The organism is Prosthecobacter debontii (assembly GCF_900167535.1).
GTDB lineage: Bacteria > Verrucomicrobiota > Verrucomicrobiia > Verrucomicrobiales > Verrucomicrobiaceae > Prosthecobacter > Prosthecobacter debontii.
Map to the genome: position 1 here is coordinate 1 of NZ_FUYE01000013.1, position 20651 is coordinate 20651.

General features: G+C 55.9%; 13 protein-coding genes and 1 tRNA gene. 5 read left to right on the plus strand and 9 right to left on the minus strand.

Annotated features, from left to right (window positions below):
* Window positions 1–182 precede the first annotated feature (182 nt).
* From cas2 to cas3g, 6 genes are all read right to left on the minus strand, one after another.
* A complete protein-coding gene (gene cas2 / locus B5D61_RS17345) occupies window positions 183–500 on the minus strand; it encodes a CRISPR-associated endonuclease Cas2 (RefSeq protein ID WP_078814696.1) in 318 nt (105 codons plus the stop codon).
* A gap of 39 nt (window positions 501–539) precedes the next feature.
* On the minus strand, window positions 540–2747 hold the full coding sequence (cas4g/cas1g, locus tag B5D61_RS17350; RefSeq protein ID WP_425440072.1) for a CRISPR-associated endonuclease Cas4g/Cas1g: 2208 nt from the start codon (window positions 2745–2747) through the stop codon (window positions 540–542).
* 329 nt (window positions 2748–3076) lie between these two features.
* On the minus strand, window positions 3077–4726 hold the full coding sequence (csb2, locus tag B5D61_RS17355) for a type I-G CRISPR-associated protein Csb2 (RefSeq protein WP_078814698.1): 1650 nt from the start codon (window positions 4724–4726) through the stop codon (window positions 3077–3079).
* Window positions 4727–4732: 6 nt separating this feature from the next.
* Window positions 4733–5818, minus strand: a complete 1086-nt coding sequence (locus tag B5D61_RS17360; RefSeq protein WP_078814699.1) for a type I-G CRISPR-associated protein Cas7 — start codon at window positions 5816–5818, stop codon at window positions 4733–4735.
* Between the two features lie 29 nt (window positions 5819–5847).
* On the minus strand, window positions 5848–8616 hold the full coding sequence (gene cas8g1 / locus B5D61_RS17365; RefSeq protein WP_176159496.1) for a type I-G CRISPR-associated protein Cas8g1/Csx17: 2769 nt from the start codon (window positions 8614–8616) through the stop codon (window positions 5848–5850).
* 5 nt (window positions 8617–8621) lie between these two features.
* Window positions 8622–11327, minus strand: coding sequence for a type I-G CRISPR-associated helicase/endonuclease Cas3g (cas3g, locus tag B5D61_RS17370; RefSeq protein WP_078814701.1), 2706 nt, complete (start codon window positions 11325–11327; stop codon window positions 8622–8624).
* Between the two features lie 632 nt (window positions 11328–11959).
* On the opposite strand from cas3g, the gene B5D61_RS17375 reads away from it, so the two are divergent.
* From B5D61_RS17375 to rpoN, 3 genes are all read left to right on the plus strand, one after another.
* Window positions 11960–12035: transfer RNA gene (locus B5D61_RS17375), tRNA-Ile, on the plus strand.
* Window positions 12036–12105: 70 nt separating this feature from the next.
* On the plus strand, window positions 12106–13707 hold the full coding sequence (locus B5D61_RS17380) for a hypothetical protein (protein WP_139373330.1): 1602 nt from the start codon (window positions 12106–12108) through the stop codon (window positions 13705–13707).
* A 130-nt stretch (window positions 13708–13837) separates the two neighbouring features.
* On the plus strand, window positions 13838–15262 hold the full coding sequence (rpoN, locus tag B5D61_RS17385; protein ID WP_078814703.1) for an RNA polymerase factor sigma-54: 1425 nt from the start codon (window positions 13838–13840) through the stop codon (window positions 15260–15262).
* Between the two features lie 21 nt (window positions 15263–15283).
* On the opposite strand, the gene B5D61_RS17390 is transcribed toward rpoN, so the two are convergent.
* Together B5D61_RS17390 and B5D61_RS17395 are read right to left on the minus strand one after the other, a co-directional pair.
* Complete coding sequence (locus tag B5D61_RS17390; protein ID WP_245846557.1) at window positions 15284–16546, minus strand: Glu/Leu/Phe/Val family dehydrogenase; 1263 nt, start codon at window positions 16544–16546, stop codon at window positions 15284–15286.
* A gap of 165 nt (window positions 16547–16711) precedes the next feature.
* Window positions 16712–17917, minus strand: coding sequence for a hypothetical protein (locus B5D61_RS17395; protein ID WP_139373331.1), 1206 nt, complete (start codon window positions 17915–17917; stop codon window positions 16712–16714).
* 281 nt (window positions 17918–18198) lie between these two features.
* Between B5D61_RS17395 and B5D61_RS17400 the strand changes: the two genes are divergently transcribed.
* On the plus strand, window positions 18199–18852 hold the full coding sequence (locus B5D61_RS17400) for a TPM domain-containing protein (RefSeq protein WP_139373332.1): 654 nt from the start codon (window positions 18199–18201) through the stop codon (window positions 18850–18852).
* A complete protein-coding gene (locus B5D61_RS17405) occupies window positions 18849–19985 on the plus strand; it encodes a hypothetical protein (protein ID WP_078814707.1) in 1137 nt (378 codons plus the stop codon). Before B5D61_RS17400 ends, B5D61_RS17405 begins: the two co-directional genes overlap by 4 nt.
* 18 nt (window positions 19986–20003) lie before the next feature.
* Here the strand turns inward: B5D61_RS17405 and B5D61_RS17410 are convergent, their stop codons facing one another.
* The gene (locus B5D61_RS17410) at window positions 20004–20645 is read right to left on the minus strand and encodes a TVP38/TMEM64 family protein (RefSeq protein ID WP_078814708.1); all 642 of its coding nucleotides are present in this window, start codon (window positions 20643–20645) and stop codon (window positions 20004–20006) included.
* Window positions 20646–20651 lie beyond the last annotated feature (6 nt).

The window sequence follows — 20651 nt, forward strand, 5'->3', positions numbered from 1 at the left end:
TCAAGCTTTCCAGCATCAATTTGCGAGAGGTTGATAGCGGCTTGGTATGATCCTTGGGAAAAGGATACGGGGGATGGTGCCAATCGGTTGATGATCAACACGCGAGCGAAGCCAGGGGGCAGCGCGGTAACCTGGCGCTCGCGTGATTAAAAATGTCAAAGAGCAGGGAAGACGTGGGTGTTTTACACCACGTAGCAGGGCGCATCAAACCGAGAATAGGGCAGGCCTAGGGATGAGATCACCCGGTCGCCGCGTCCTTCGGCTGGGCCAAGGGAGACAAACAACACCTGATCCTCGTCATGCTTGATGACCTCTTTCAAGGTTCGCTGGAGCTGAACCAGCTCACGCGGGTTCAGATCGCATTCGAACACAGAAAATTGCAGATGGGTCCCATGGTCCTTGCAGATTTTGAAGACCTGCCGAAGCCTCTTGGCATGGGCCACGTCATAACACACCAGATACGTGTGGCGGGAGCTGGAGGTCGAGCTGCGGTCGGACATTGGGAGGCGGGGGCTCAAGGTGAAAAGAACGACCCGCCTTCAGCGCGTCACCATGGGAATATACTCAGGGATCTCACCTGTCAGCCAGCGGGCCAGCAGCCGAGCTTGCAGCTCCAGCACCCGCCGATAGCTCACTTTGTAATCGAACACCGGGTGTGTGATCAGCGAGTTCATCCGCTGCTCATAAGCATGGAAAAAAGCCTTCCGACCATGTTTGGTCAGGTTCACCGACTCACCCGCGCGCACAAAGTGTCCCGGGGTCACCATGCGATTGTTAATGGCCGTCAGCACGGCACTTTCCGCGATCAGCGGACGAAACTCCTCCATCAGATCCAGGGCCAACGCCGGGCGACCGTGACGCGGCTGATGATAAAAGCCCACATAGGGGTCAAACCCCACCGCGAGAGCCGCAATGGTGCAATCCTTGGCTAACAAACTATACGCTAGGGATAGTAATGCATTCACAGGATCCCTCGGCGGGCGGCGATTTCGTTGGGTGAAGTCAAAGGTGAACACCTCCTTTTCCTCCACCCGCCGAGCTTCCGTGGATCGGGAGATTTCCAAGCCCGGAATCTCATCGTCCAGATCCTCCTCACCCACCTTGATCATCCCAGCGAAGTGTTGGAAATAAAGCGCCGCTGCGGCTCCCTCATAGCCTAACAATTCATCCAACCCCCGAGCCCCCGCTACCCGACTGCCGATCTCCTTCATTCCCGTCACCGCCGCTTGCGGGGCCTGCACATGCAGCCGCATCAGCATCGTCCGGTGATTGCGGATCTTCGCCTGCACCATCTTCTTGGCCAGGGTCAGGCATTGGAGCGGATTGGCTGCGGTGGCAAATTGGCGGATGCGCGTATGCACATTCGTCAGGATATGCCCCCGGGTCAGTCCATAAAAATAGCCTCCTTGACTGAAATAGGCCAAGGGGATCTCCTCGCGACACAGTTCCTGGATCGCCTGGGTCGTGATTTGAATATTCCCAAACAACGCCACATGCGTCACGTCACCGAGGCGGATCTCATCGATCACACTGTCCCCGTCCTTGATGATCAGTCGCTCAGATTTGATACCTACGCGATGTCCCTGCGAGTTCAGATACAGCGCTCGTTCGTCATCGCGTGCCGCGATCAGTCGCCGGGGTGGCATCAGGCCTCGGGCTCTACGACTGGCGTCTGCGTTAGGGACAGCCTCAGCCCCGCGCTTCAGCAGTCGGGTTTCATCCGGCAAGCACACGGGCGCCAGGGAGCAGCGCACGCATTTCGGGCTGTGCACCAGCGGGGGCGGGATCACCTCCGAGGCCGCCACCTGCCGCGCTTCCACCAGCTTTTCCTCGATCCACTGTTCCAGCTCCGGCGTCATCAGCAGGGATACGCGTTGTTTCGTGCCCCGGTAATAGATCACCCCCTCATCACAGGCATAACCATTGTCGCGCAGGATCAGGATTTGCAGCCCCAGTTGCATCTTATCCGCATCCCACAGCTCGTTGCGCTCGTCGCCGATCCTGGGCGAGCCCGCTTTGTAATCCACCGGCGTCACCCGGTGCACCACATGCTCGTTCAGCCGCACATGCAGCAGAGCCGGGGCGTCATCGCTTGCCTTGTTCAAACCCTCGCCTTGGGGTGAAACCGACGCCGCAGGGGATGGCGTTGCGGCTTGGGGTGAATCTTGTCCTGCTGCGAGAGAGAAAAGATCCGGCCCCTCATCCCCACCGCTGCGACGGTTTTTGGTTGTCGTCTTCTTGGTTAGGTGGTCTGCGGGTCTCTCGACTTCCTGCGGAGAAGCTGCGTCGCCGCGAAGCGAATCTCCGCGCTCCTCTCGGGCCCAGCCTTCCTGAGGGATCACCGCCATCTCCACCTCGATCACATCCATCTTCGCCACCACGCCCAGCCGTTCTGAACTCATCATCGCAGAGCGGGAATGAATCACCTCCACCTCAGGCTCAGGAGTCGTTGTCGCCGTCGCATCCAGGGCAGGGGAGGCCTTCGTTTCGGAGGATTCCGAGCCAGCCTCACCCCCCGCCATCGCCTCCGCCTGCTCCGTGGCGGCGACCTCTTCGGCATCATCGGTCTCTGGAGTCGCCTTCTTTTTCTTCCTCGCTCGGGGCAGGGAACCGCGTCCGCGATTCACCTTCTCATGGATTGCCGATCCACGCTCCGTATCCGCATTGTCGAGGAAGACCCCCTCGACATGCTCATAATAAAACAGGCGCGGGCAATAGACGAACTCGTTCATCATCCGCGCCTTCATCGGCTCCGCCACTCTTACGGCTTCGGTCGTGCCCCGCTCCTTCCCAGCATCCGCCTCATGGCCGATCCCGCTTTCCTCATCCACCAGCCGCTGTCTGCCAAAGAGGTCCAGCTCCGGATGCTCCACCGGCAGAGGCAGCGGTTCATAGAGGTAATCCGCCTGCCACATCTCGGGCTGATGCGGAAACAGAGCTCGGGCAGTCCGGAAGTCGAGAGCACTCATAAGGGAATCCACCAGTGAGGCCTAACCATCGCCGCTGCCGAGATTCCCGTAAAGCAAAAGATGGTTAAAGTAGGTCAGTTGCGCCGCAACTGACTTTCGAAAGAAGATCAATCCGCAGGAACAAAAAGCCCGAGGCCGAAATGTGAGCTGTGGCCGAAGCTCGGCATGGGCAGAGTCACAGGTTCGTCAAAGGTGAGCTGCATGAAAAAACCGATACGGCGGTGACGGGCTCTGCTTGAATCGCTAGAGTTTTGATGGGTAGCGACTTCGATGGCTTGATCAAAAGGCATTGTCGAGAGGTCATCTCCTTCAGGAGCACGGACGATGTCCCAGGCTGGCATTGGCGGCAGCCTTCCTTGTGGCTCCTCAGTCAGTCCAGCCTGAAATGCGGGTAATCGTTCAATCGTCACCGGCTTGTCCAGTCCGGCTTGCCGAAGGCAGGTAACCAATTGCTGTTCAGGTGTGGCGTTCGCTTTAATCTTCGGATTACTTTTGTCTCCTCGATAGAAATGGAGCGGCGGAACAAACGGGGTTTCACTTCGCCAGATTCGGCTCATCAGTGGCGGGATTGTTTGATCGCCCACGGCCAGCTTGGCATCGGAAGGCGGTTCCATGCCCATCGCTGTGAGAACTGGATTGACGGGGAAGCGGCCATTGCCCCAGTTCAATCGGCGGATGCGAAGAAGCACATCCACTTCTGTACGGGTGAGGCCCATTGGGCACCAAATATGAAGGTCTGTCAGTGAATGATCCTGGGACAGCGGCAGGTAGAAGGCGTGCTGATGACCTTCAGCGACATCCTTACCGAGCAGGGCCGGGCTTTTCACTCCCTGCCCATGGACCTTGCAGAGGTGGTGATTAACTGCGGCTCGGAACAGCTCCGCCAGCGTAACGGTGAACTTGGTGGCAATGGGAACGCGGCATTGCAGAGAAAAGCGCAAGTAGCGGGCAACCTTGGGGCCGTCCGAAGGCTCTGGTTTGTCCGATTTCTTTTCACTTCGAGGCGTTTTTACCACCCAATCCTGAGGCCAGCCTTTCGGCATCTCGTAGGAGATAAGGCAACCACCATCCACCTGCATGTCCGTTGTGAGCATTTGGTTTACTAGGTGAACGGGAGCGTTCTTCGACTCAGTGCCGGAGTTTCTGCGCTGCCATAGGTCGGTGAGTTGAAAGTCAAAAGGATCTGCACAGAAAACGTCACGGCATTTGGGGGCGATACGTCGCTGCGGCTTATTGTCGGCTGAGAGACAGGGTTTGCACCATCCAAAGTCCCTCGGTTCTCTCCAGTCGTCCGTCGAAAGGCTTGCTGCGCAGATGGAATCGGCCCTACCAAAGTAAGATACATGCTTTAATAAAACCGTCAGCAGGTCCCTTTTAGGAGCGTCCAAAATCAGGTCATTCCAACGGAAGCAAATTGGTTGTGTAGTGGCGGCAAAGTGGTTCTCGTGTCGTGTAGTGCCGTAAGTGGCAGTCGCTTTGTCTCTTTTTCCATAGTTTGGCTGATAGTGAACGGTTTGGGCGAAGCTGACTTTGCCGATGCCGATGAGAGGAAGGCGTTGCCCTAGTGTTTCAATCAGTGCCTTCAATTCATCGGAATGAGCAACCCCAGGATGAGAGCGAAACCAAGCCGACGCAAGAGAACGAAGAAGTCGCCAAGGGCTAGGAGGCCATTCAGCCTCCTTCACTCGGCCTGGGTTCTGCCCCCAAGGATGTGCATGATAGCGATCCCAGTGGAGTTTGATCTGGATGGTAAGCATGACCGCTTAGAACTGGAGGGTTAGCGGAGAACGGCCTTTTGGTAAACCGGCTTTGGAGATGAGACTGCTATCATTTGCGAGAGAGGTGGCTGCGATGGCCTCGTATCCGAAGTCGCCTGTGGTAGAAGTGGCACCTTCGATTGAGTATTGTGGTGCAACCTTAGTTTCATTTCGCTTGATGCGCAGCTTGCACTCTGTCCGCAAACTCAGTTCATGTTTGAGCAGATCAAGGAAGGTGGCTACTTTCCAAAGAGAGATAGCAAGCAGTAGTTGGAGCCTGGGTGACTGATATTGGCCGGGTTTATCATCGGCTTCGAGGTGATCGAGACGTAGGGAGGCCAACAGGCCGACATCAATGGAGAATCTGGCTTCGATCTTTTTGGCTGTGATACGGGCTTTCTGGAAAATGGCCTGACCAGAGTCACTATCGACCTGACCGACGTTAAACTTGATGCCGGGGACAGTGACACGATTGCAGTTGAATCCAACAATCGAGGCATTAAGCGCACGGGGCAGGCGAAGTCCTACAAACTTGATTTGCTCGTTGGAAATCTGAAAACCGTGGATAAGGGACATGGGATCGAGTCCCATGACCAAAGGGAACACGTTCGGGATGTTTGCCACAGGCATGGACTTCCCCCCATCCGTCATAGCCAGGCTTGTCTTGATGTGATCTGCGAGAGTGGTTTCATTTCCATCCTGCGAGAACTTTGCTTTCCCTTTCGCGAGGAAGTCGGAAGCGAAACGATGACCATCAATCGTCGACGCCGTTGTAAACTCCCTATTGGTCTCTGCCTTCAAGTAAGGCAATCCATCAAAGGTGTTCTTCAAGCTACCGACGTATTTGTTATCAAAGCACACTTCCTCCAAACGGTTCGCCATGGAGGCTTCGGACTCGATGAGACAAATGAGACCATTCTTGCCGCCTGGATCGGGATACAAGACTGGGCCGAGGTCCGGAAAGCCTGTGGGTTGGATGAGGGAGCCTTCGTTGGAAGGTTCCAGTTCGGCTGTAATGAGTATGCGGCGGCAGCCTGCGGGGACGATGAAGCCTCCAAATTCAAGAAGTGTGGATTCGGTGGGGTTAGACATGGTGGATGTGATTATCGTTTGAGGTGAGTTTAGGCAGAGAAAGGCAGGGTAATAGCGCGGCGGAGCAGCCACTGGTCTTCCCAAGCAAGAGGGATACAGACAGCAGCAGCGAGGCGAGCGGGATCGACGGGTGAGTCTGTGAAGTTTAGGTCGCTTTGACCGAGACGGACGATGTAGCGCCCACTGAGGATTTCTTTTTCCTGGCGGGATTTGGCTCCCCAGGGATTGCTAACACCCCAAATGCCAATCCAGCGCAGCGCCTCGCTGACTGCCAGGGGCAGGCTGCTGGCGGAGCGTTGGCAGAGGTGGAAAATCGGTTGCTGACTGCGGCGTTTCTTCCAACGGGCGCAGTTCTTCCTTGGCCACCCGCATTCCAGTTCAAGTAGGGTGCGCAGGGCAGCGTAAGCTAGATGAAATGCTGGTGATGCTTTTGATTGATTGTCTTCTGCAAGATCAAACGGAGCTTCGTCCGCTGCAGTTTGTGCTTCTTCGATTTCCTTTTGGGCAACCACCTCTGGCTTTTCAAAGTGCCAGCCAATGAGACTGAGCGCTTCGATCCAACTGGTGATGAGGTGATCGTCCAGCTCATGATTCAGAAAGGCCACCACATCCGCCAATCGTGCCTGATGCACCCCATGCAAGGCAGGCTGGTCGTCTTTGAGCGAATCCATGTAACGGCGCTGAAGAACCATGCTGAGGTCGTGGCACAGATCGGAACCTGTCCAGACAGCTTGGTTGCCAGTTTCATCCAACTGCCAACGGCCATAGCTATAAGTGAGCGGAAGCAAGGAACCAAGCATGGGTTGTACTTTGGAGCGCGACCCTTGATCGTGCTGGAGCATCAAGCCAGGAATGGAGGCAATTGCACGAGCAATGCGGAACTCCGCAGCATGAGATTGATTTGGACGATCAAAGTCTGTCAAAAGCTCACGCCACTCGGCCATAGGTAACTTATCGAAGAAAGTGCCGATGCCATGGACCTTGTCGCGGAAGGATTTGGAGATGGCGAGCTGGCGGCAGGCTCTGAAGATTGACACTAGTAGCGCCATGCAATGGTAAGCCGTGGGATCAAGCGCTGCTGTCTCCATTGCTGCATTGATATCGGCTCGCACAGAGTGTGGACCATCCTTTTCGATTTCCCCAGTTTTCTTATTTCGGCTAAAATCAAACTGATCCATGAAACGGCTCTCATCAAATGGCGAGAGGGCGCGGTTTAGCACAGTAGCGGCTTTGTTGTGACTTGCCGCGATGAATCGTCCGGTTGTAATCCAGGGGACTTTACTGCCTTTCATTCTGAATCGGAACTCCTGCCAGCCTGCGAAGCCAGCATCCACCCCCTGAGAGTTCATTGCCCGGACGAATTCTGCGGAAAATCGGGCTTCCTTGCCTGGAAGTCGCGCTTGGGCATCGGTGATGAAACTGGCAAGTTCGTCGAATGTGGTAGGGCGATCCCAGAGCGGAAACCAGAGGGCGGAACTGGTGCCCGTTATTGTATTCTCATCATCCACCATTTCTTCGCCAGAATCGAAGACGAACGGGAAGGCCGCGAATCGCTTGGAGTTGGCCCCGAGTGTACGGGCGGCACCTCCCCGCATGGCGAAGGCTCCTTCAACAGCGAGAACGTAATCAAGCGGATAGATTGGGTAATCTGACTGGACCCACCCTGAACCAATGTTGTAGGATTTGAATGCATCGGGGAAGAAAGGCGAAGCACCATCCCTGGGAGGAGTGTCTTCTGAGGCTAACCCAAAGAGCGAGCCTTTAACATTGTTCTCGGCAGCCACTTTTGCAGCGAGGAAAAAGCCCCAGTAAGCTCTGAAAACTTCGCTATTTCCCGCTTTACCTCGATTCAGAAACAAGGGGCTATCTACGGGCCTTGTTGCAGCTCTTGTTGTGAAAACAGAATCGATGGCTTGTGATGCCGAGGCAGGAACTTTGTCCCTGAATTGCTCAAGTAACGCAGTTCCGTTTGTTTCATCCGCTTGGAAGTCCGCGAAACACTCGCGCCCCAAGTTAAGTGAAGTCAAAGCATCTGGGTGTGATGCTAGCTCGTTCGCCAGCAGAGCCATAACTGCCTTTTTACCTGATTCTTTGATCTGAACGGAATACTTAGCACCCGGCATTGGGGCTAGGCTACTAAGCGCTGCCTCATCCTTGAGGTCGAACGTAAATTCGCTTTTACCCGGAATGAACTTGCTAACGACGGAATCGGTAAATTTGATGCATCGCTCTAATATTGGGCGCTGAACTGACATAGCCTCGAAGAGCTTTGTGCAAGCTGCGTGTGACCATGAAATTTGGATCGCGGTTTTGGGCTTTTTTTGTTTCCCAACAGTGATGCTGATCTCGATGTCATCTGTTGGCTTCAATTCACACTGCGGCAGCTTTAACTCAAAAGCTTTCTCTGGCATGGCTGGCACTTCATCTCCTTCCGGTTTTGGAAAGCCGTGAGCGAGTAGTGCAGCTTTGTTTGCTTGCCAATAATCATGCCATGGTTTGGGGGCACAGCGGAAGATGATGATTTTTTTCTCATCCATGCCTCCACCTGTATTCCAAGGTGAGAACACAGGCGTTGGCTGATAATACTTCTCAAAGAACTCCACCAGTGCGTCCATGGTTGGATACTTTGGTGAACGAAGATAGAAGACGGCGTCATCAGAGTTCCACCAACCTTCCGCATTTGGATCGCGGTGCTCAGGAGCGGCGCATTTGGCGAGTACGCGGAGGATGCCGATGGCCTTGAGATAGTGACCGAGAATGTCGTGGCGGCACCCTGGGAGTGGAATCGAGTCGGACATGGTATTCATGCAGATGGTTTGTCCTTGGCGAGAATGGATGCGCGGATGTCTGCGGCACGGAACAAGGCCTCAAAGTAAGCTAGGCGAAATGGTCCGTAGCGTTCCAGAAGGCGGAGGACGCCACGCGTATAACTTTCATTGCCGTTTACATCCCGACGACCCATCTTGCGGCAATCAGTGAGGAGAGTGAAGGGGCCAAGCGTTTCAGAGCCGATTTCGACGGATTCGAGTACATCAGCATCTTTGATGCCTCGCACAGTCTCGGCATCTTTGGGTTCGGTGCGGTTCTTGGGCAACTCGTCGCGCAGAACTTTTCGCACATGGCCGTGGTGGGCCATGATGAGGTATTCTGCGAGGAGGCTGAGGATGTCTGCATCGCGTGATGGACCGAGACGTTTTTGTTCCGCTTGCCGGAAGGCCAGAGCCGAGGCGACCTCATGGGCCATGCCGGGCTTAAAGCTACGGCGGAGGCGGTTGATCTCACGTTTGAGTTCGCGACCAGTGAACTTGGGTTTTCCATCTGGGTAAACGAGATCGGGGCTATTAGACAAAGAGAACTTGGCTAGCGGGTGTGGTTTACCGGTGGTGTCGATTTTGGCGTCAGTCAGCGCTTCGAGGGCCGCGGTCTTCCATGCCGGGTGGTTCTTGCCGACATCGTGCCAACGGATGCCGCGTTCGCAGGCTTGACGTTCTTCGGACGAAAGAAAGTCTTCAGGTAGTTTACGAAGGATGGCTTCAAAGGCGGCTTGCACCTCCAGGGTGTGTTCTGCGATGCTTTGCCAGCCGTTTTCGAGGCTTGAGAGCATGTCTTCATCAGACAAGCTCGCGCGCGGCTCATAAAGGTCGCTGATAGGCTTGTCTTTATTGAAGACGCCTGTCCAACCATCCTCCACAGAGTATCCACCTGCTTTGCACGGAAGAAGGATTGTCATGCCTGGATATACATCACTGTCCCGCACACTGATCCAGCCCGACTCTTTTCCACGCCAAACCCAGCCTTGATTGAGGATGGCACGGGCCTCTTTAATCTTGCTGATGGAGACAGAACAGAGTTCCTGGCGCTGAAAGTCGGGGCGATAGTTGGAATCTGGCTCTGAACCATCCCATTCTTCATCGCTGCCGAGACGATTGCGCCAGAGAACCTGAAAATCCGTGTCTGCATCCGTGCCACGAACGAAAGGCGACACATCGGTAAACCCAAGGGAAAGGTTGGAGTCTGTATCGAAAAAATCGAGCAGTTCGTGACGCTGTAGCGAGTAGGGGCAGCGCTCAATGGAGGCCTGAACTTGCGATTGGATTTTTTCGATGTTTCGAGGAGAGGCGTCGGCTTTGAGGAGTTTTAGGGCATCGAAGGCGTCCAGAGCCTTTTCCCAAGAATACGGCAGATAAGCTGTGGTGGCTTTACCAATTGCCTCCGCAGACTCCTTTGCATTTCTCTTTGTTCCATCTCTAGGGTTAGGCGCGTCAATGCCGACCACAGTTGCTTGAGGAGTAAAGCCATGCTTTGCCGTATTGCCAAAACCGAACTCCCCGCCTCGGTTTAATCTGCCGAGCCGCTGCACTATGGAGGCCAATGGTGCGATCTCTGTCCACAGCAAGTCACTGGAGAGGTCAACACCCGCTTCAATGACTTGTGTGGCCACCACGATCTGCCCCGCTGGGCATTGAGCAAGGTGCTCTGCGTTCAGGCGTAGCACTTGTTCGCGCCGCTCATTCGGACGGAAGCGGGAGTGCATGAGCAATAAATCTTCTTTGTGGGACTCGCCGAGCACTGATTTGATGGCTGTGTAAACTTTGCTAGCACGATCCACCGTGTTGCAGATGATGAGGCTGCGCCTTGGAATAGCTGATGGGGCCTGTTGTAGCGTTTCCACCATTTCGCGGTGCTTCTGCAGAATGGTTTGAATGAGCTGTGCGTCAGGCTTTTCGCCCTTGCTGCCAAAGTTTTTGGATGGCTCAAGTTTGATGCTTTTAGTTGCCCCCAATCGCTCCGCAACTGGGCCGCTTGTGGCGTCCTTTTCCTCTTTGAGGTCAAAGAAGAAATCCTCTTCTCGGGCTATACCCCGCCATTCGCGAGTTTGTAAGTGTTCAGCGTTACCTGTGGCCGAGGCATACCAAGTGATAGATTGCCCGCCAGGGAACGATCCAAAAAAACCATCATCATTTTTTCGAAAAGCCTCAAGCTGACATGCTGTGCTGAGTCCCGGCCCCATCAACTGCGTCTCATCCAGCACCCAAAGGCAGTCATTGTTCAGCAGCCCAAAGTGCATGGGCCAGCGGTAGCGGCTCATGCCGTAGCCACGATTCAAAGCGCGGCTGAGCAGCATGTCTTGAGTGCCGATGAGGATGGCGTCTTTCTCGGGGTAGAGGTCCCAATCTTCGGTGTCTTCACCCCCCATGAGAATGTGCAAACCGACTTGACCCGTTAGGCCAAGGTTCGTCAGCCACTTTTGGGCTTCATCGCGGGTTTGCTCCACCAGCGTGCGCATGGGCAGGCAATAGACGAGGCGGCGGGGCCAGCTTGGGTTTTTGTTGTGAACGCGATTCCAAAGCCAAGCCAATATGACGGCGGCGGTTTTGCCTAAACCCGTGGGGACGGAGATCAGGCGGGATTCGCAGGGCAGGGAAGCGAGGCACTCTTGGTAATCGTAGCGCTGACGATCAACGCCGCTCGCTCTGGAGAAAAAGGTGGAGAAGGTTTCTGGCATCATCCGGTGTCCCTCTTGAAATGGCAATTTGCAGTGTTTGCTTGCAAAGTGTTCAAAAGAACGTTCTTGAACTCAAGTATTTTTTCACATCCTTTTCCATAAGGTTTTTCATTCTTGATAGGAAAAGCACGGGGATTGCCTGAGAAGATTGGGGCTTAGCTGTTTTTTGAGGCGTTTGGGGGCCCGTGGGGTAGGGTCTTGTTCATCTGCGAGGAATTTGATTTCTCGGGTCGAAGATGAGGGGGAAATCGAAAAATGAGCGGATGTGATCTGTCTTAGGAGGGGGATGGGGGGAGATCGGGGCGCTCTGCTGGCACCTTCACCAGGGGGGCTGGTGAGCGGGGGATAGGGGTGTTTGTGCGCTTCGAGCGGGTTTCTCAAAGAGCTCACGCTCAAGCAGTTAAGCAGGTCTGTGAGCCAAGAAGACGGAAAATGAAAAACATCACAGAACTCAACAAGACGATACCAAAGAGCGGGTGGAGTGAAGTGTCGGTGATGGGGGGCGTCTGGAGATGGCTAAACTTGGAGGGGCTTTTGAAACCCCCTTGCATAATGATGCTAGAGATGGTTTCTCTTGGCTTCAGAAGATCCGTTTTGTAAGAAGGGGGAAGAGTTTAGGCCATTCCTTTCAAAAAGCGCTTGTAGCTCAACGGTTAGAGCAGGGGACTCATAATCCCTTGGTTCTCGGTTCGAATCCGGGCGGGCGCACCAAACAAAAGGAGGGCTTCTAAGGAAAGCGGATGCTGGAAAGGCGAGGATTATGCGTCATAATCTCCGCTGAATGGTCAATGGTGTCGTTAGTCTGCGCTGCCCGGCATGTAGCCGCCCCTTCATCTCGCTGCCGCAGCGGGCTGAGGCGCTGGTGACGTGCCCGCATTGTGCGCGGAGCGCTCCGATGGTGACGTATGCGCCTGCTGCAGGCCCTCCGGGGCGGTCTGCGGCCAGTGTGCCCATTCAAAAACGAGTCATTCCCGCGAAGCCGACATTTCCTGCGCCGTCCGCAGGCCCTGGCATGGGAATTGCCGATCCGCCCAAGGCTTGGCCACCTGCGCCCGAGCAGCCGCCCCAATTTTCTCCGCAGACGCATCCTCTGTATCCACCGGCACCGGTGGCGCCCATCTGGCCTACAGCTCCGACCCTGCTTGTGCCGTCGTCTTTTGGTGTGGGAGCCTCGGAGACAGGGCCGATCTCTGCGCCTGCGGCTCACTGGATTCCTGGGGCGGTCGTTCCTGCTCCGGCGAGTCTGGCTCCGATGCCTGAGCATGCGCCTTGGCCGACTCCGGTGGAGCAACCTCATCCTTTGGCGGCTCTGCGCCAGGGGGCGACTCAGGTGCCTGGAAGCCGTCCCGAAGCATTGGTCTCGCCCCCCGGCGGGCACGATGGTAATCCGATGGCCTCCGAGCGTTTTGACTCTGAGGAATCGGGGTGGAGCCCGGCACGAGATGAGCGGAATGTGCCCTTGGGGTTATTTTTGCTGCTGGTAATGGCGGGCTTGGGTTGGCTGGCATGGCAGATGGCTCGTCCGGGAATGGTGGCCGAGTTTGCGGCACCTCGACCTCCGGCTTTGCAGGGAGCGGCTCTGCCTGCGGTGACACCTGACACACCCACCGCAGGAAAGTATGAGGTAGAACCCCCAACGGCTTTGAGTGCGCCGAATCCCCCTCAGCAATCGGAGGAGGCCAAAGCGGAGACGAGATCTACTGCTCCGGTGCTGGATCTTGTGGCGGCCAAGAGCGCTGCGGCGGAGCTTTTAGAAAAGCTTTTTCGTGCAGGAACTCTCGATGAGCGTCTCAAGCGGGTGGCGGAGGGTGAGGATCACCGTGCGCAAATCGCCGAATTTTTTCAGGGGCGTTCGGTGACTTTGAAGTCTCTGGGGCCGGCGGCGGTGGTGCCACGTTCATTGCCTGGACAAGAGCTGGTGCCGCTGATGGATGTGAAAACGAACCTGAATGCTGAATCAGGGGCGCGGTTGCAACTCGTGGCTCAGACGGACGGCTCTTTTCTATTGGGCTGGACGCTGTTTGAGGAAACGCATGAGAAGGGCTTCGAGAAATTTTTAGCCTCCAGGTCAGACGAACCCGTGTGGCTGTCAGTACTGGTGAAAAGGACGCATGGGGTGGAATTGACTGAAGCGGTCCGACAGGAACACTTCTGTGTCGCTCTCGAAGGAAGTGAAGCGGACGCGAGCCGTTGCCTCGCGGTGGTGCCCCTCGAGACTCCGCTGGCGCGGTTCTTTGAGAGGGAGGTGGAATGGGGGGAGGTGTATGTCTCGCGCCTATTATTGCAACACAGGGAGGTTGTGGGGAAAAGGGAAGTCGTGATTCTGGATTGCGAAGGAGCGGTGACGGGAGCGATTTTTCCCAGCGGACCTGCACGCCCGTAATCCTCCTGCTTTCTGCAAGATAGCGTGCCATTTTCTTTTTTTGTTCGGGTTTGGGTGAGAAAATGAGCGTTTGGCCTGATATCTGCTTGATAGTGTGGTGCGCCAATGAAAGGGGTGCCGCCAACCAACCATGGCTGATCAAGGACTTTACCAAACTCAAACGCAGAAGCTCGCTATCGGGCCTCAGATGCAGCAGAGCCTGCAGATTCTTCAGGCTCCCACGCTTGAGCTTCGGCAGATCATCCAGCAAGAGATCGAGATTAACCCCGTCTTAGAGCTTGAGGCTCCCGAGGTCTCTCTGGAGGATGCCGTGCCGGATGATCCTGACGATCGCGATTCAGGGGATCGTGATGAGTTGGATGCGCTGTCTCAGATGGATGAGGAGTGGCGTGAGTATTGGGCGCAAAGCCGGATGCAGACGGCCAATCGCAGCGCCGATGATCAAGAACGTTGGCAGTTCCTGATGGACTCGATCGTGGCTCCTACGACCTTGCAGGAGCATCTGGTTTCACAACTGCGCACGGCTGAGATTGAAGATCCGCTTCTGGTCAAGAATGTGGAGTTCTTGATCGGCAGCCTCGATGACCGCGGTTTCTTAAATTCATCGGTCGAAGACATGAGCCTCATGCATGGTGTGCCGATTGACGATCTGCATGCGGCCAAGGCCGTGTTGATGTCGTTTGACCCTGTGGGGGTCGGCTCGGATGATTTGCGGGAGTGTCTCCTGGTTCAGCTCGAAAGATTGGGCAAAAAGCACAGCTTGGCACATCGCCTCGTGGATCAGTATCTGGAGGATCTGGCCAACAAACGCTATCCGATCTTGGCAAGGAAACTCGGGGTGCCGCTCGAGCAGGTCTCACGTGCAGCCGATTTCATCAGCACACTGGACCCGCGTCCGGCCTCAAGGTTTAATCCCAGCAGCAACAATTACGTCAGCCCTGACATCATCGTCGAGCGCCAGGGCAGCGAGTGGGTGCCGGTCATGAACAACGATGACCTGCCGAGCCTGCGTCTGAGCAATGCTTACAAGGACCTTCTCGGGCAAGCGAGCAGCAGCGGTGAGGTGCGAAACTACATCCGCGATAAGATTCGCAGTGGTAAATTCCTGATTCGCTCCATCCATCAGCGTCAGCAGACGATCCATAAGATTGCGACACAGATTCTCGCCCATCAGCGTGAGTTTTTGGAGAAGGGGACAAGCTTTCTCCGCCCTCTCAACATGGCTCAAGTGGCCGATGAGGTCGGCGTGCATGAGACCACGGTCAGTCGTGCGATTTCAGGCAAATACATGGCGACGCCGCACGGTGTGTATGAGCTGAAGTTTTTCTTCAGCCATGGGGTGAAGACGGAGTCGGGTGAGGACCTTAGCAACACGAGTGTGAAAAATGCGATCGCTGATCTGATCAAGACCGAAGCTAAGGCGAAACCGCTGAGCGATGACAAGCTGGCCAAGCTGTTAGACAAGCAGGGGATCAAGGTGGCGCGCCGCACGGTGGCGAAATACCGTGAGGCGTTGGGCATCCTGCCCAGCCACCTGCGCAAGTCGTTCTCCTGAGGAGTCTTCGTGCGGTTTAGACTACGGATAGAGGCCGCGTGTTTGCTTGGCCTCCCACACGCGTTTGATCCCCAGGCTAAGCGCGGCGAAGCGCATGGAGACGCCGCGTTTTTTATGGAGTTGGAAGGTCTGGCCAAAGGCCTGCTCCAGAATGCGGAAGAGTTTGTCCAGCACCTCTCCCTCACCCCAGAAGAAGCTCTGGAGATCCTGCACCCATTCGAAGTAAGAGACGATGACGCCCCCGCTGTTGCAGAGAATGTCGGGAATGATGAAGATGTCAGGGCGTTGGCTGAGGATGACATCCGCTTCAGGCGTGGTGGGGCCGTTGGCACCTTCAGCCAGAATTCGGCATTGGATCCTAGCGGCATTTTCACCTGTGATTTGGCGCTCCAAAGCTGCGGGGATGAGAATGTCGCAGGGCAGCAGCAGTAGCTCGGCATTACTGACGGAAGTGGCCTCAGGGAACCCGACGACCGTTTTGTTTTTCGCCACATACTCATTGAGCGCCATCAGATCGAGCCCTTGTGGATTGTGAATGCCGCCGAAGGCATCGCTGACCGCAGTGATCTTGACGCCTTGCTTAGCCAGGGAGATGGCGGCAACAGAGCCCACATTTCCATAACCTTGAATCACGGCAGTCGCCCCGTCGGCAGGTATGCCGAGGGTGTCCATGGCGCGTGAGACGAGATAAGCGACACCTCGGCCGGTGGACTCGCGTCGGCCAAGGGAGCCGCCAAGTCCGACGGGCTTACCGGTGACTATACCAGGCACACAGTGACCCACCTGGAGCGAGTAGGTGTCCATGATCCAGGCCATGACTTGCTCATTGGTGCCCATATCCGGCGCAGGCACATCCAGTTGAGGGCCGATGAAGGGGATCAACTCCTGTGTATAACGGCGGGTGAGCCTTTCCAGCTCGCCTACGGAGAGTTTGCCTGGATCACAGCACACGCCGCCTTTAGCTCCACCATAGGGCAAACCGGTGAGGGCACATTTCCAACTCATCCACATGGAGAGGGCCGCGACTTCACCCAGGGTGACATCAGGATGAAAACGTATGCCGCCTTTGGTTGGGCCAAGCGTGAGGTGATGCTGCACGCGATAGCCCGTGAAAACTTGAGTGCTGCCATCGTCCATGCGGACGGGGATGGAAACGGTGAGGGCGCGTCGTGGGAGTTTGAGGCGATCTCGTAGATTGTCAGGGATGTCTAGAAAGTCAGCAACCAGATCAAATTGCTGGCAGGCCATGTGGAAAACGGGCGAATCGTAAACTGAGGGTATCATGACGTTATCATTTAACTAACGACTGTGCCCGTTGCCAAGGTCATTGATGGATGGCTTCGAGTGACTGGCAGTATGCAAAAAGTGAAAGAGCTCGATTAAAGGACAAAAAAAATGCGGGACTTTTCAGGCCCGCATTTTTTAAATACCTAGGATCAATAGGAATGACTATTCCGGCATGGATTGAGGAGAAGGCTCCGTCGTATCCGGCGGGTCATCATCGTTGTTATTTCCGCCCGGCCCAGCGAGACCCGCTCCGCTAGCACTCGGGGCACCGATCGTGACTCCATTGATGGTGGCGCCTTCGCCCTCGGCATTGTCGCCATTCACTTCGACGGTGGTACCGTTAGCACCTGGGCCAGCGCCTTCACCAGTGACGGTGACATTGCCGTTGGCATCCACGGAGATGACGAGGTTGGTTTGGCCATCGGACTCGACGGTGTAAACGGTGTTGCCGTTAGCATCCTTGGTGCTGGTCACGGTGACGCCACCGCCGCTGAAGGTGACCGATGCAGCACCTGTGATGGAAACGGAGTAGGCACTGAAACCTGGAGGGTTGAAGTCTGGCTCCCAGCGCAGAGCGATGTAACGGGACTTCACTGCTTTGCTAGGCTTGGCTTTCAGGAAACCAGAACCGGAGGAGTCTTCAGCACGTGCAACAGGCTCGCTGCTATCGAACACGGTGGGGTCGAAAGCAAGGCGTCCGCGCCAGTCTTCCTTCTCAGGCAGTGAGTCGAAAGCATACACGCTAAAACGCACCGGACGAGGGGAGTGAACGGAACCAAACTCATTCAGCGTGCGGACCTGACCCAGGTCATAAACGGCTGTGCGGTATTTCTCGTCGGACTCAGGGAATTCGAGCAGGTTGTTCTTCACGGCCTCGTTATTGGAGCCGAAAAGTTCGGGGCTGATGTAAAGCAAACGACCGCCACCGATGCCTGCAGCAAAGTTGACGGGAGCACCGGTGCCGTCCGAGTTTTGACTGACGGTGTAATTGGCGTCCGTGGTCGAACCGATGGCCTGGAAGCTGCGGATGACACCGCCGCGAACCAAGTCGAACTGCATGCGGAGATAACGGCCTTGAGCAGCACCGCCACTGAGCTTGATCATACGATCAGAGGCCGAAAACACAGCGTTATCGACAGGACTCCAGGCATTGCCATCGGTGCTGGTGGAGAGGGCTACTTTACCTTCGATGCCATCGCTGACGAAAGAGACGTCTTTGACCACGGACTGCTTGGCGAACTTCAAGACGGCTTCGCTCTTGCCCGCAGGAAGGTTCACAGGCTTGACGGGGTCACTCAGCAACAGGGCGTTGGCTGGATTCAGGCCTTTGGAATCATAGACGGTCGTTCCAGAAAGAAGGCCTGCCATGCTGACGGGCTTTTCATCCACAGAGGGCAGCCGGCTCCATTTGGCATGGCTCTGCAACGTCAAGGAAGCTAGTGCAACCAGAGTGAATAAGTGAGTTTGTCTCATGATAAGCAACGCTAAAGGTGGGGGGGTCAATAAAGCTTAACGCATTTATCGGACCAGAATATCAAACGATTTGAACCACAGTGGCGGAAGGGTGTAAACACTTTTTTCGTAAACAGATCGATTCAAGGGTCCAAGAATTGGATTGTCATCCTTGAATTTTAGTGTTTATTAAAAATATGAATTGTCCTCATTGCTCAGCCGTTTTGGCGTCTGATGCGGGCGAATGCCGAAACTGTGGTTTTAGCGTTCGGAGCATTCGTGCTTTGCTGGGGGCGGAATGGGTCCGGCTGGAGCGCCTGACGGATAATGGTAACTGCCTCAGCCTTAAAGAGCAGCGCCATCTGGAAATCATTCTCGACGAATTTGAGCGCACTTTTCCGCAGTGCTTCTTTGCCGTTTACCTTGGCGCTCTGCCACCCACGATCTCGGCTCGTGATCTGGGCTTCTGGCTGATCAATCACGGGGCCTTTCACACGCGTGAGATGGCCAAGAGGAATGACTTCGGCTGCGCCTTGGTTATTGACGATAGTCGTGAAACCTTGGCTTTGACGGTCGGATACGCTCTGGAAGGACATTTGAGCGAGGCTGAGCTTCAACGCATCCTTAAACAGTCCTGCATGCTTTTGGAAGGCCGTCATTTTGGCGCGGCGATTGAGCGTGTGGTCGAGCTGACTCAGCAAACGTTGAGCAAGGCGGCTCAACCGCGCCCTGAAACGGCGCCCAACAATTTAGGGCGGGTCAATGCGGATCTCGGGGAGATTGGCTTGCAGCCTCTACGGGCGGCGCATCGTCCTGCGCGCCAGGACGTCTCGCGAGGGCATCCGTCATGAATTCGATCCTCCAACGCACAAAGCTGCTGCCAATCTTCGTGATGGCATGCGTCTGCAGGGTCGGGGCGGATGAAGAGCCGCCTCTGCCGACCTGGGATTTTCCGCTTCGTGCGGATCAACCGCAGGAGGCGGGGCGGAATTTTTCGAACCTTCTTCCTGAAGGCTCAGAGTTGGAGTCTTCCAGTGAGTTTTATCTGGGCATGCCGGGAGCGCTGAAGTCACCGCCTCTACTGCTGGAGGATTCTGAGTTCAGTTCCAACGACCTCAATCTATTTCTCCATGGGGGCTTGCTCAATGTGCCAAGCGCGCCGAGCCAAGCCACAACCACACCGACGTCGCATCTGGCGTTACGTGAGATCCCCGAGGGCATGTTGGCTGCGTTGAAGTCGGGACCGCGCAATGAGTACTTTGTGGATCCGCAATCGTTGGTGACCGAGGTGCCTGCGGAAGATGTGCGCAGGCTTCTGGAGTTTCATGCATCTGAGGCGCGCATCATTTTGTATGTGGTGGCCATGGATCATCACCAGCAAGTCACCGACATTCGGCCTTTTCAGGAATGGATGGGGCGGTTGCGGCAGGATGCTCAGCATGAGGTTTGCTTGGCCCTTTACCCTGTGGGAGAACCTTGGCGGACTCGGTTCTTGGTCACTCAGGCGGTGAGTGATCACGCCTCTTTGAATGGTCTGACGGAGATGGCCGAGGATTGCATTGAAGATGCTCTCCGGGTGCAAGACCCTGATGCCCAACTTCAGCGCTTTGTGGTGCGTTTATCCACGCGCCTTTTTTGGTTGGAGAAGGGGCTTCCCGTTTTGGTATCAAATTCCGTCGATCAGGAAAAGACCGAGGTGCAGGAAGTGGGGAGAGCGGTGCCGTTACCCGCTCCCGCTGCGGATCTAGGCGATTTCAAATCCACGCTACAGAGTTTAAACTTGCCTTCCCAAAATGTGATGGGGCTTGGCGGAGTCGGTCTTCTTGCCGTTATGGGATTGTGGATGGCTCGGAAGCGTGCCCGACGTAAGCTCCCCCGAAAGGTGGTGTGGATGCTGCCCGAAGTGGAAGTGACCCCGCGACTTGGCGGAGCGTTTTCAGGCGGTGCCGGAGCGGCTGTGCAATACCGTCGATCCAGGAACTGAGTTGTGGGCAAAGCCGATTTACTTCAGCCAGCGGCGCGAGAGGGACCAAAGCAGCACGGGCAGAAGAGCGCTCAGGGCAATGGCCGCTCCAGGGCTGGCGTGACCGAGATGACCGATGGCCGCAAAAGCAAACCCGAGGGGAAGTGAGCCGCAGGCCAGCGATAGAACAAAAACGCTCCAGCGCATTTTCACCAGTCCCGCAAGACAAGAGATCGCTTCAGGTAAAACGGGCATCCAACGCGAGACCGTGACGACGATGCCGCCCCGGCGGGCAAAAAACGCGGCACCGCGCTCAAGTGCGTCCTCTCCTGCGATTTTCAAAGCGGCCGACCGCCCAAGCCAGCGGCAGAGGCCGTAGGCGACGATGCCTGAGGCAAAGGAACCTGCTGCCGCGATGAGGCCTCCCAGCAGCCAGCCATACATCCACCCGAGGGCGGACATGACCACCGTGCTGGGAATGGGGAGCGCGATGTCAGCGATCAGGAGGCCGATACCAGCCAGCCACGCCCAGGGGCCAAAGCTCTCCATCCACTGGCGAGCCCCTTCAAGGGTCAGCACCGCATCGAACTTCTCGCCCCAGATCATGAAAGGCACGATGATGCCTGCCAGGAGGAGACTGAGAAGCCCGATGAAAGCCCAGGTGCTGCGTCGTGAGGCCATGCGTGA